Annotated in this window: 11 protein-coding genes and 1 pseudogene; 4 read left to right on the forward strand and 8 right to left on the reverse strand. The window is 37.1% G+C overall.

Annotated features, from left to right (window positions below):
- Window positions 1-28 precede the first annotated feature (28 nt).
- From FJR05_RS07315 to FJR05_RS07325, 3 genes and pseudogenes are all read right to left on the reverse strand, one after another.
- Window positions 29-583, reverse strand: a pseudogene (locus FJR05_RS07315) (TldD/PmbA family protein); the annotation flags it as partial.
- 3 nt (window positions 584-586) lie between these two features.
- Window positions 587-1,351, reverse strand: a complete 765-nt coding sequence (locus FJR05_RS07320; protein ID WP_168643511.1) for a Uma2 family endonuclease — start codon at window positions 1,349-1,351, stop codon at window positions 587-589.
- 194 nt (window positions 1,352-1,545) lie between these two features.
- Window positions 1,546-2,982 (reverse strand): TldD/PmbA family protein, encoded by a 1,437-nt coding sequence (locus FJR05_RS07325; RefSeq protein ID WP_168643512.1) that lies wholly within the window; start codon window positions 2,980-2,982, stop codon window positions 1,546-1,548.
- A gap of 98 nt (window positions 2,983-3,080) precedes the next feature.
- Here FJR05_RS07325 and mnmE point away from each other — a divergent pair, with 98 nt between their 5' ends.
- A complete protein-coding gene (gene mnmE / locus FJR05_RS07330; protein ID WP_168643513.1) occupies window positions 3,081-4,475 on the forward strand; it encodes a tRNA uridine-5-carboxymethylaminomethyl(34) synthesis GTPase MnmE in 1,395 nt (464 codons plus the stop codon).
- Between the two features lie 138 nt (window positions 4,476-4,613).
- On the opposite strand, the gene FJR05_RS07335 is transcribed toward mnmE, so the two are convergent.
- The 4 genes from FJR05_RS07335 to FJR05_RS07350 all read right to left on the reverse strand — a co-directional run bounded on the left by FJR05_RS07335 (window position 4,614) and on the right by FJR05_RS07350 (window position 8,145).
- On the reverse strand, window positions 4,614-4,910 hold the full coding sequence (locus tag FJR05_RS07335; RefSeq protein WP_039202125.1) for a DUF2288 domain-containing protein: 297 nt from the start codon (window positions 4,908-4,910) through the stop codon (window positions 4,614-4,616).
- A 446-nt stretch (window positions 4,911-5,356) separates the two neighbouring features.
- A complete protein-coding gene (locus FJR05_RS07340; protein ID WP_168643514.1) occupies window positions 5,357-5,734 on the reverse strand; it encodes a hypothetical protein in 378 nt (125 codons plus the stop codon).
- Window positions 5,735-5,972: 238 nt separating this feature from the next.
- Window positions 5,973-7,880 (reverse strand): ATP-dependent zinc metalloprotease FtsH, encoded by a 1,908-nt coding sequence (ftsH, locus tag FJR05_RS07345; protein ID WP_168643515.1) that lies wholly within the window; start codon window positions 7,878-7,880, stop codon window positions 5,973-5,975.
- Between the two features lie 79 nt (window positions 7,881-7,959).
- Window positions 7,960-8,145 (reverse strand): hypothetical protein, encoded by a 186-nt coding sequence (locus tag FJR05_RS07350; RefSeq protein WP_168643516.1) that lies wholly within the window; start codon window positions 8,143-8,145, stop codon window positions 7,960-7,962.
- On the opposite strand from FJR05_RS07350, the gene aroC reads away from it, so the two are divergent.
- The 3 genes from aroC to FJR05_RS07365 all read left to right on the forward strand — a co-directional run bounded on the left by aroC (window position 8,125) and on the right by FJR05_RS07365 (window position 11,567).
- Window positions 8,125-9,213 (forward strand): chorismate synthase, encoded by a 1,089-nt coding sequence (gene aroC / locus FJR05_RS07355; protein ID WP_168643517.1) that lies wholly within the window; start codon window positions 8,125-8,127, stop codon window positions 9,211-9,213. The two genes, FJR05_RS07350 and aroC, sit on opposite strands and share 21 nt — an antisense overlap.
- A gap of 138 nt (window positions 9,214-9,351) precedes the next feature.
- Window positions 9,352-11,151 carry a hypothetical protein gene (locus FJR05_RS07360; RefSeq protein WP_371416853.1) on the forward strand — a complete coding sequence of 600 codons (1,800 nt, stop codon included), beginning with the start codon at window positions 9,352-9,354 and terminating at the stop codon, window positions 11,149-11,151.
- 266 nt (window positions 11,152-11,417) lie between these two features.
- A complete protein-coding gene (locus FJR05_RS07365; RefSeq protein ID WP_168643518.1) occupies window positions 11,418-11,567 on the forward strand; it encodes a nicotinate phosphoribosyltransferase in 150 nt (49 codons plus the stop codon).
- 93 nt (window positions 11,568-11,660) lie between these two features.
- Here the strand turns inward: FJR05_RS07365 and FJR05_RS07370 are convergent, their stop codons facing one another.
- On the reverse strand, window positions 11,661-12,341 hold the full coding sequence (locus FJR05_RS07370; protein ID WP_168643519.1) for a tetratricopeptide repeat protein: 681 nt from the start codon (window positions 12,339-12,341) through the stop codon (window positions 11,661-11,663).
- Window positions 12,342-12,588: the final 247 nt, after the last annotated feature.

Raw genomic sequence — 12,588 nt, forward strand, 5'->3', positions numbered from 1 at the left:
GTAAAGGATTCACAGAATTAACACACTAGGCTTGTCCTGATGCCATAAATAAGGAATAATCTAAGTTAAATGAATCAGTTACAAACCAGTGTTTTTGTCCGCTAGAATCACCATAACCTCGGACAACAATTCCTCCAGCATACATTCCCGTAAAATCTAAATTAGTCACTGTTTCCAGGATACTAGGAACTAATATTTCTGGAGTTAGTAATTTACCAGTATTAATTTCTCGACTGCTATGATTTCCTGATGGTAAAACTAAATAAGGATCAATTGGTAATAATGGTAATTCATCCCGTAATTCTTGTAAAGCGGTGGATGCTAATTCCCAATCTATTTCCCAATTTCCAGTAAAAGGAAACTGACGAGAACTACTGCGTTGATTAGCCATTAAGGTCAATTGAATCGAGCCATCATCAACACAACCTGTTTGTCTAACTTTCGCAGAATTAAAGCGGGTAAATTGACTGCTTTCGCTGCTAAGTCTGACGGTGAAATGTTCATGTTCTGCTTTTTCATTCAGCAGAGTTTCGATGAGTTGATTAAAAGTTTTTTCTAAAGTTGATAATTCTTCAAGTTTCATGGTTTAAATTGTATCTGGATCAATATTTAATTCTCGCAATTTTGCAGCTAAACGTTCTGCTCTTCTAGCTTCCCATTCGGCTCTTTGGGTTTCTATTTTTGCTCTTTGGGCTTCTATTTCGGCTCTTTGCATTTGTATTGCTGTTTTCTTAGTTTCCTCTTCTGCGGTTTCTTCCGGTGTCGCTACTAACTCTCCTGCTGGGGTAAAATACCTTAACAGTCCTTGGTGAATTCCTAAATATAAGCCTAACTGTTCACTCCATAAATGCCCTTTTTCATTTGGTTCTAAAGGTTGATATTTTCCATTTGTTAAATAAAAACCTGCAAATTCTAACGTATAAGGATCAAACCAAAAGTAATCCGGTGTACGGAAAGTATTTTGATAAAGTTCTTTTTTAAATTCTCTATCAGTATTAGCTGTACTGGGTGAAAGAATTTCTAAAATGAAATTGGGATATTTACCATCTTCTTCCCACACTACCCAACTTTTACGGGTTTTGCGTTCAGTTTCCAAGACAACAAAAAAATCAGGACCCCGGAAAAATTGTGATTTTTTTTGGTTAGGACTGTAGTAAATAGTCAAATTTCCCGCAGCATAGAAATCTGTTCTACCTTTCCATAACCATTCTAAACATTTGAAAAGTAAAATTATTTGTCGTAGATGTAGTTCTGTTTCCACGGGAGGTTCATCACTATATAAATCACTAGGAGGAAATATTACATCTGCGGAGATGTTTTGTTGTGATTCTAATTCTTGAGCAATGATCATATTGATATGGCTTCAAGTAGTTACTTGTTTATTGTAGCATTAATTGATTCGATACTTTTGACAAAGTATGTAGGATGTATTAGTTTAACCCAACACTTGCTACCTGTAGAGGTAGGGGTATTAAACCCTTTCATTTACTTTCATATCCTTCATCCGTGAAATCCTTAAATCAGTTAAATCAGTGATAAAATTCATTAACCACCACCAAAAACTTCGACGTTTGCAAATGCACAAACAGGTGAACCATGTCCTACAGAAATGGCTTGATTTGGTTCTCCTTTGCCGCAGAAAGGTGTACCATAAATTTGCCAATTAGTATTATTGCCAACTTGAATTAAGCTATGCCAAAATTCTGGTGTGGTGGCACGATAGTTAGGATTACGCAGGGTTTTAGTCAGTTTACCGTTTTCAATTAGTTTGGCATATTCACAACCAAATTGAAATTTATAACGTTGATCATCTATTGACCAAGAACGGTTGGATTCCATGTAAATTCCCTGTTCTATTCCTGAGATAATTTCTTCAAAGGTGGCGTTTCCTGGTTCTAGATTTAAGTTAGCCATTCTGTCTATGGGGGGACGATTCCAAGAACAAGCTCGCGCACAAGCAACACCGGGTAAATCTGCTCTGGCTTGACTTTCTAAACTTCCTAAACCCCGTTGTAAAGTGCCTTTTTTAATTACATATTCCTTGGTGGCTACTGCACCAGTGTCATCAAAACCATAACTGGCAAATTCACCTGTTACTGTAGGATCAAAGGTGATATTCATCAGTGGTGAACCATATTCTAATTTACCAAAATCATCTTTGTTAACAAAACTACCCCCAGCATAGTTGCGTTCATCTCCTAAAATACGATCAATTTCTAAAGGATGTCCGATACTTTCATGAATTTGTAGCATCATTTGATCTGGTGCTAAAACTAAATTGGTGCGGGTATTTGGACATTCTTCCGCTGTTAATAATTCTAATGCCTGTTCACCAACTTTTTGAACTTGATGCCATAAATTATCTTGTTTAAAAAGTTCCCAACCTCCTTGGTAAGAGTTGGCGTGAGCGCCATTATTGCTGCGTTGTTGGACGATTGTTCCGTCTTGAGCGATCGCCCCAAAATGATGACTAAGAGATAAAATGTTTTGATATACTTCTGAACCGTTGCTACTGACAAACCAAGTCTCTTTTTGCTCTGTGCCGACTGTGGCTGTGGTTTGCACGATTTTATCGCTAATTTTGAGTTGCTGACAAATCCGAATCAGTAAGTCGTTGATTTCTCCCGGAGTAATAGCGTTAAATGGTTGTAAACACGGTGATTTATATTCACCAACTACTTGAGGACGGGTATTTTCACTAATTGGATATATCCACCATTTACTAGCTGCAATTGCTTGTTTATAGGCAATTTCCGCCGCATTTTGTAAACTAGAAATATGGAAGGAGTTGGTAGCGGCATAACCTAAACAACCATTAACCATGACTTCGATCATTGCTCCCATATTCAATGATTTACCGTTGCTTTTGGGTAAACCATCACGGACAGAATGATTTGTGGAAGTTGTTTTTACGGCTCTAATTCCTATCCAATCTGCGGGGATATTTAAATCAGAAATCGCTTTTTTTAGTTCAATCAACATAATTTTTATTTTTTAATTCCGCTTTGCGATACTATTGGACTGGAGTGGTTTAATATTACACTTTATTTCCTGTTTCTGAATTTGTAGAAAAACTGTTCATGTCGGAATTATTAGCTAACACTGGAACTATTGCGGCGATCGCTACTGCTGTTGTCCCTCAACAGGGTAGTGTGGGTATTGTCCGGGTTTCTGGTGATCTGGCAATGGCGATCGCTCACACTCTATTTTACGCTCCAGGGCGACAAGTTTGGTCAAGTCATCAGATTCTTTATGGTTATATTCGTCAACCCCAAACTAAGCAAATTATTGATGAGGCTTTATTATTAATAATGAACGCCCCCCGTTCTTTTACCCGTGAAGATGTGGTAGAATTCCATTGTCATGGGGGAATTATGGCGGTACAACAAGTATTACAACTATGTTTGGAAAATGGCGCAAGATTAGCTCAACCGGGAGAATTTACATTAAGAGCGTTTTTAAATGGTAGATTAGACTTAACCCAAGCGGAAAGTATCGCCGATTTAGTGGGAGCAAAATCACCTCAAGCTGCTCAAACGGCTTTAGCTGGGTTACAAGGTAAATTAGCCCAACCTATCCGCAAATTACGGGCTAATTGTTTAGATATTTTGGCAGAAATTGAAGCCAGAATTGATTTTGAGGAGGATTTACCACCTTTAGATCAGCAAAGAATTATTGCAGATATTGAGCAAGTGACAGCGGAGATTAACAAATTATTAGCCACAAAAGACAAAGGTGAATTATTACGAACTGGTCTGAAAGTGGCGATAGTTGGGCGACCAAACGTGGGAAAATCGAGTTTATTAAATGCTTGGAGTCAGAGCGATCGCGCCATTGTCACCGACTTACCAGGAACAACCCGCGATGTGGTAGAATCGCAGTTAGTTGTGGGCGGCATTCCTGTGCAAGTGTTAGATACAGCCGGGATTCGGGAAACAGCAGATCAAGTTGAAAAAATTGGTGTAGAGCGATCGCATCGTGCCGCTAATGACGCTGATCTGGTATTGTTTACCATAGATGCAGCCGCAGGTTGGACACCCGCAGATCAAGAAATTTATGAACAAGTAAAACACCGTCCGGTAATTTTAGTCATTAATAAAATTGATTTGATTTCAACAGCAGAACAAGAAACTTTACAATCCAAAATCCAAAATCCAAAATCCAAAATCCTTACAGCCGCAGCCATAAATCAAGGAATTGATAACTTAGAAACAGCGATTTTAGCAATAGTTCAACAGGGAAAAGTTCAAGCCGCTGATCTAGATTTAGCAATTAATCAACGACAAGCAGCAGCTTTAACAAAAGCAAAGATTGATTTAGCACAAGTGCAAATAACAATCACCAATAAATTACCCTTAGATTTTTGGACAATTGATTTAAGAGGAGCAATTCAAGCATTAGGAGAAATCACCGGAGAAGAAGTTACAGAATCAGTTTTAGATCGGATTTTCAGCCGCTTCTGTATTGGTAAATAAAATAAGTTATTATTCCTATTTCCTAGTCTAATGAGGTACAAAATTATCTGTGTTCATCTGCGTTTATCTGCGTTTAATTCTGACTTCTTGTACCTCACTGGCATGGGAATTGCTGTAAACTCTCAAAATGACAGCATTTTAGGCAGCAATAATTTCTTTGATGATGACATAAGGTTCAACAATCAGAGCATTAAATCGCTTCTCACGGTTGAGATTCCATTCTCCCACCTGATCTATTGTCGGTTTGGCTAATAATTGTTCATCTATCCAATGTTGCACTGAAAGAATATTATCACTAGCGATCGCTTCTCCCACATCTAATAAATCCAAATTCTCCGCTACCAAAATCACCGCATCTTTTTGGACATGGGGAATTAACCACTCCCATTCTGCTTCATCAAGATTTTGCTGTAATTTTTCCCGTAACTCCGACATAATTCCCCACTTTTTTAGTTATTATTTTGATTTTATCATATATAGGATTTACGCATTGACAAGATTCTCCAAATATGTAACGTGAATTTTATGCCTTGTAGGGTGCGTCAGACACGATATTTTGACAAAAAAACAGATTTCCTCTATCTGACGCACCCTACTCAATAGGTTATTCCCAAAGCCGAAAACGACGCAAGTTATGACCTTCTCAAGTATATTATTCCAGCAATTCTCATTTTGAAAAAAATAAGATAAAATTCTCTAGATTTAATTGTTAATTTAGTACAACAAATGCTTTCTCTGCATGAAAAATTCAATGATGTAAATACACCCCCAGCGAAAAATGATTCAGCAACAAATTCAAGCTACTGATAGACAAATCAATTAGTTTATGAACTTTATGAATTAACTGATGCGGAAATAACTATGATTGAAGGTACGTAAATTTACTCTTCCCCTTGTCTGCGTCCTAATTCATACACACCAGCGCCGATACAAGCAAGTATACCAACGCTAATTCCCCAGCTATTACCCAAACTGATATCCAGAAGCCAGTTAGATAAGCTACCAAATATCAAAAATGGGAAAATGCTAAATAGTGAAGCATAAAAGGAATTTTGTGATTCTCTGGCTTTGCGAGTTTTTTCAAATTCTGATTCACTGGTGTAGAGGGAACGTTCTGCAAAATTGAACCAGCGGTTGAGTTGTGTCGTTATCCATTCTCTGGTTTGGGAAAAACTCAGATATAAGGCTAAAGCCCATAAACAAGCTCCTGCGATCGCTATTTTATCTAACTCAAAGCGAAAAGGCAATATGTCAAACATGGCATCGGTTAACTCTCCAATTGCTAATTTTAGCTTTTATCTGCCCCTAAATCCCACTATGGTGAGATTTTTGTTTTTACAGAATTATTGACCGCAGATAAACGCAGATAAACGCAGATAAATACGGATTGATATTTTTATTAATCAAAAAATCAGGGTTTAGCATTGCTAAACCCCTACTCAGAATAGGGATATTTTTTAGTTACAAGTCCCCCTAAATTATTGAGTTTAAACTCAACTAATAAGTTGCGGCTACTGGCTCATTAGTGACTTTAATGGCTGTATTATCAGCGACTATAGTGCGGAATACATCACCTTCAATGGTTTCTTGTTCTATTAACAAATCAACGGCTCGTTCCAAGATTAAACGGTTTTCTTGAATGATTTCTTTAGCTTGAATATAACAGCGGTCAACAATCTCCCGGACTGCGTGATCAATTTTCGCTGCAATGTCTTCAGAATATTCTGATTTATTTCCCCAGTCGCGTCCTAAAAATACATCGTTGTTTTGATTTTCTAGGGAAACTGGACCCAAATCAGACATTCCAAATTTCGTTACCATTTGTCGTGCCATACTGGTAACTTGTTGTAAGTCATTTCCTGCACCTGTGGTAACTTCCGCCTTCCCAAACACGATTTCTTCAGCCGCGCGACCACCTAAAGTTGCCGCAATACGGGCTAAAATTTGGGAACGGGAAATTAAACCCTGTTCTTCATTGGGAGTAAACCAAGTTAAACCTAGTGCTTGTCCTCTGGGAATGAGTGTAACTTTTTGTACAGGATCATGACCTTTAACGAACGTTCCTACCAAAGCGTGTCCGACTTCGTGGTAAGCAATTAGGCGTTTGTTTTTGCTGTCTACTAAAGCAGTCCCTTCCATACCTGCGACTACTCTATCTATGGCGTTATCAATTTCTAAGTCGGTAACGGCTTCTTTGCGTCTTCTGGCGGTGAGAATGGCGGCTTCGTTGAGTAAATTGGCTAAATCTGCACCAGTAAATCCAGGAGTGCGGCGAGCGATCGCTTCTAAAGATACACTAGGATCAATCTTCTTATTCTGAGCGTGGACTGTCAAAATTTCCTGTCTTCCCTTCAAATCGGGAACATCCACAATTACCTGTCTATCGAAGCGTCCTGGACGTAATAGAGCCGAATCGAGGACATCTGGACGGTTAGTAGCAGCAATAATAATAATCCCTGTATTCCCTTCAAAACCATCCATTTCTGTTAATAGTTGGTTGAGGGTTTGTTCCCGTTCATCATTTCCACCCCCAATACCTGCACCCCGTTGTCTTCCTACTGCGTCAATTTCATCAATAAATATTAAACAAGGAGCATTTTCTTTGGCTTTTTTGAATAAATCGCGGACACGGGAAGCGCCGACACCGACAAACATTTCCACAAATTCTGAGCCAGACATACTGAAAAATGGCACACCTGCTTCCCCAGCAATGGCTTTGGCGAGTAAGGTTTTCCCTGTTCCCGGAGGTCCAATCAATAGTACACCTTTGGGAATTTTTGCCCCTACCGCTGTAAATTTTTCTGCTTGTTTGAGGAAAGTGACAACTTCTTCTAATTCCTCTTTTGCTTCCTTAACTCCTGCCACATCATTAAATTTTACGCCTGTTTTGGCTTCCATTTGAAACCGAGCGCGAGATTTACCAAAACTCATGGCTTGGTTAGAAGCATTTGCAGAACGCCGCAGAAATAGTAACATGAGAGCCACTAGGGGCAAAATCCACATGAGATTAATTAATAAGCCGACAGCGGCCCTGTTCCCAGCGGAGGAAACTTCGCCAAAATCAACGTTTTTTTCTTTAAGTTTATTAATTAACTCCGCATTTTGATCTAAAAGGCGTACTTGTAAAGGCAGAGTATCGGGTTTTTGTCCCACTAAATAAACTCTAGCTGTTTGTTCGGCTTGATCTAACTCTACCTTTTTAACTTCTCCTTTATTGGCTTTTTGAATTAATTCACCATAGGTTAAGGAATTTCGCTCGGTTTTTTGTTGCGCTAAAACAGGACTAGTGCCAATCGCACTGGGTAATATCATCAACCCAGCAGCCATAATTCCTGTTAATACATGACGTGGAGAAGAACCTGGTAATTGCTGTTTGATCAAAGCTTTTTTGTGCAAATTTTTCATAATAGTTATCCTTTATGGCTGTTTTTTAGCGGAAATTGTCAAATCTAGAAATTATAGTTTTCTTCTAACAGTTTAACTGTCAAACTCGATTATTAACAGGTGACAGAAGGAGAAGGTGAGAGTCTTTAAGATAACTGATTGTCATGGGAAATTTGGGATTTTTCATCAGCGATTCTTGTGGATCTCTTGGCGATCGCCCAACCTCATGTAAAATAAATATTCCGGTCTGTATTTTCTCAACATCATGGGCAGCACTTTTGGTCATCTTTTCCGTATTACGACTTTTGGCGAATCTCACGGCGGCGGTGTGGGCGTTATCATTGATGGATGTCCCCCACAACTGGAAATTTCTGCCGAGGAAATTCAATTTGAGTTAGATAGAAGACGGCCAGGACAAAGTAAGATTACCACTCCTCGCAAAGAAGCTGACACCTGTGAGATTTTATCGGGGGTGTTTGAGGGAAAAACTCTGGGAACACCAATTGCTATTTTAGTCAGAAATAAAAATACTCGTCCCGAAGATTATGATGAGATGGCGCAGAAATACCGCCCTTCTCATGCAGATGCTACCTATGATGCTAAATATGGATTCAGAAATTGGCAAGGTGGTGGCAGGTCGTCAGCCCGTGAGACAATAGGTAGAGTTGCTGCTGGTGCGATCGCTAAAAAGATTTTACATCAAGTTGCAGGTGTAGAAGTAATCGCCTATGTGAAGCGCATTAAAGATTTAGAAGGCATTGTTGATGCAAATACCGTCACTTTAGCAGATGTAGAAAGCAATATCGTCCGTTGTCCAGATGGCGAAATTGCTAATACGATGATTTCATTAATTGAACAAACCGGTCGAGATGGTAATTCCATCGGTGGTGTAGTTGAATGTGTGGTGCGGAATGTTCCCAAAGGTTTAGGCGAACCAGTTTTTGATAAATTAGAAGCAGATTTAGCAAAAGCTGTCATGTCATTACCCGCAAGTAAAGGTTTTGAAATCGGTTCAGGTTTTGACGGAACTCTATTAACAGGTTTTGAACATAACGACGAATTTTATATTGATGAACATGGCGAAATTAGAACAGTAACTAACCGTTCAGGAGGGATTCAAGGAGGAATTTCCAACGGTGAAAACATTATTATCAGAGTGGCATTTAAACCAACAGCTACTATTAGAAAGGAACAAAAAACCGTAACAAAAGAAGGTGAAGAAACCCTTTTGAGTGGGAAAGGAAGACATGATCCTTGTGTTTTACCTCGCGCTGTACCTATGGTTGATGCGATGGTGGCTTTGGTTTTATGTGATCATCTATTAAGGCATTATGGGCAATGTAAGGTATTGTAGGAATTTTGATGGGGTGTTTTTCTGGAATGCCCTTTTTTAGTATTGTTGTTATATTAGAACAGTCTTTTTTTCAAAATCTTTTTTGTCTCACGCAGAGGCGCAAAGAGGAGTTCGGAGAGGAGAATTTTTGTTGTAGGTATGATTAATATGAATCCAAAGTACGAAATTCGGTCTCAACATTTTGCTGATTTGAAGGAGAAATACCAAGCTGCTAAATATGAAGATTATTCTCCTTCTAGTCCACTATATTTCATTCTCAGAAAAGCTGATTTAGGAATTGAACTTACTGATTTAGAATCTATTTATTTGCAAAAAGAACAGCTTTCAAAAACGTTCAACATTATTCAAAAAGAACAGCAACAGAGAAGTAAAGAAAGGATAAGTCTAGGTGTTGAATTTACGCAGTTAAAATCTAAATATAAAGTTGATAACTATAATATTTCTTGGATAAAAAGCGATTTGTATTTTATTCTCTTTAAAATAGATTCAGGCAATTTTCTGACTGACAAAGAATTTAATTGGTTACTATCTCATGGGTTTAAAACAACAACATCAATTGCTATTGAAATTCAAAAATTTAGTAGTTTAAAGTCTAAATACAAAGCTACTCGATATCAAGATTCTCATCCTGATAATTCACTTTATCCCATTCTCAAAAAAATAGACATCTCAGAACATTTAAATGAGACAGAATATAAATGGTTAGTAGAAAAGGGACTTTCAGAAACTTTAGAATTTGTTAAACAGCAAGAAGCAGCAGAACGAAATGAGTTTATTCAGTTAAAGGAAAAATACCAAGCCACTAAATATAAAAGTGAATATTTATCAAGTCCATTATATTCAATTTTGAAGAAATTAGAATCAACAGAAAAGTTAACTGATACGGAAATTACTTGGTTAAAAGAACAGAAACTTATCGAAACTATTGCTATTGCTGAGGAAAGGGAACAAATAAAAGAATTTGCAGCTTTAAAGTTTAAGTATAAAGCTACGGAATATGAGGATTTATCTCCCAAATGTCATCTTTATAAAGTTCTCAAAATAATTGATGCAGGTAATTTTTTAGCAGAACAAGATATTAATTTCTTGAAAAAGCGTAAATTGGTAGAAACACTGAAAATTGCTAATGATAAATATGCTAATCATCTGAAAACAAAAATAGAAATAAATGAATTACTTAGTGATTCAGAAATTGAATGGCTACAAAAGCAGGGACGTGAAGATGTTATCAATTTTGCTAAACAGAAGCATTTTGCCGCACTAAAAAGAAAGTATAGCTTAATAGATCCTGCATTACCAATAGAACCACTTTACACAATTATGCTGAAACTGGAGAAAAAAGAGCGTCTAGATTCTTTATTAGTGGTTCAGCTTATGGCAAAAGGTATATTGTCTCATAATGGCAAGATTGCTATTGCATATTACAGACTAGAAGCTGAGTTTTATGAACAGGAATATAAACGGACTGGGAATAAATGGGATATTCCAACAATTAGTAAATTTTGGCGTAAAGCAAATGAACCTGAACAGGCTTTAAAAATTACTAATCTCGATTTAGGTACAATCAAAGAAAGTAATCTCAAATCAGCTATTTCAGTAACGAGAGGTGCTGCATTTAGAGATATTAATAAATTAAATGATGCTGAAAGTTTAGCGAAAAAAGCTATGGAGTATCAGTCAGATACTCATCAACCTTATACCTTAATGGGTGCTATTTGTTATGATAAATATGAATATGCGAAAGGTGATTATTGGTTTGAACAAGCCATTCTGCGTGGGGCTAAAACTGAAGATATAGATGCGGAAATTAAGCAAGTAATCAAAAATGAAAAAAATGATGATAAACGACATGAAGCCGCAGAATATCTCTTAAAAAAAGATTCACATCGTTATGCTTGGGCTAAAGCTTATCTAAAAAAACAGAAGGATAAAAAATAAAAGGGTTGAATTTTAATCATGTAGAGATATTTTGCCAAATGTCTCTACAATACAATGTGTTAAATTTGAATATAAAACAAAAAAATCTCAACCTTTGCGTCTTTGCGCGAAACATAATTTATACCATGATTATAAAGTATTGCAAAGTTATTTAAAAAAAGATTGTGTTTAGTATAGATATATGAAGCATAAGAGCAAGTAGATAATAATAGTATTACAGTACGAATATCACCCATTAAAAGATTTAAAAAAGGGGCTATAGTATTATGACTATCTCCAAAATGTTTGCTGATATGGCTCAGTTTGTTTCTGAAGCCTTCATGCGGATTTTCACCCCTGCTAATGATGCCTATCCTGTGATTGGGGTACAGCCTTTTACAGGTAAAATTTATAAAAAAGGTAAAGCAGCTTGGTAGGTATTAAGTTAGTAGCACTGAAGATTTTTCTCCATAATTCAGAGTAGGGACAAGGTAAAAATTTTGATACCATGTCCCTATTTTTAATTGATTCTAACCGCCCATTTCTTGCAGCATGGTTTGGATTCTGGCAACGCCTTCTTGATCATTTCCCCGCTGATATAAATCTAATGCCTTTTTGAGAACTTTATTTGCTTGTGTCGTTTGTCGTCGTTGTTTAAACATAGAACCGATTAACTCATAGGTACGGGGATTATTTTTATCTAAATTAATAGCTTGTTCATAAGCCCACATAGCTGCTTGATAATCACCCAAGCTAGTTTGAGAAACTCCTAATCCTAAATAGGCGTTGACATTATTCCGATTTAATTGAATAGCCCGACGGTAAGCTTCCTTTGCGCCTTTGTTATCTTTTGTGCTACTTTTGAGATAACCAACGGCATAGTAAAAATCACTATTATTAGGATTAATGGCGATCGCTCGACGATAAGCATCTAAGGCTGAGGTAAAATTGCCTTGTTGAGTGTATAAGTAGCCAATCCCAGCATAAATTCTGTCATTTTTGGGATCTAATTTTGCGGCTTTTTGATAAACTGCGATCGCTCCATTATAATCTTTAGCATCTACCAGTCTTTTCCCCTCGTCTATCAAGTTTTTCAACTCTGGATTATTCACCTGTGTCAGTAGGACATCAGCTTTCGCTACTACAGGTGTGCTAGTAAATAAACATCCTAATAATAAGGCAGTTAACAGGACTGATGTTTTTTTGTACATAGTAAATTTTCCTAAATTTTCTTAACCCGTTTTTATTCGTACATTAAAACAAAAATATTGATCTTTGTAATCTGTATTTATTCACATTTACAGAATATTAATAATTTCTTAAAATCACTTCACACCTTCATAACTATAACAATAAATTAATCCTTTTGCCAACCGATACTGATAAATTAGACAAAATTTCAGGTAACTGTTCACACTCCCCCACTAAAAAGGAATTAGGAAGTAACAGGGATAGGAG

Origin of the sequence: Dolichospermum sp. UHCC 0259 (genome assembly GCF_009711935.1) — a bacterium.
Lineage (GTDB): Bacteria > Cyanobacteriota > Cyanobacteriia > Cyanobacteriales > Nostocaceae > Dolichospermum.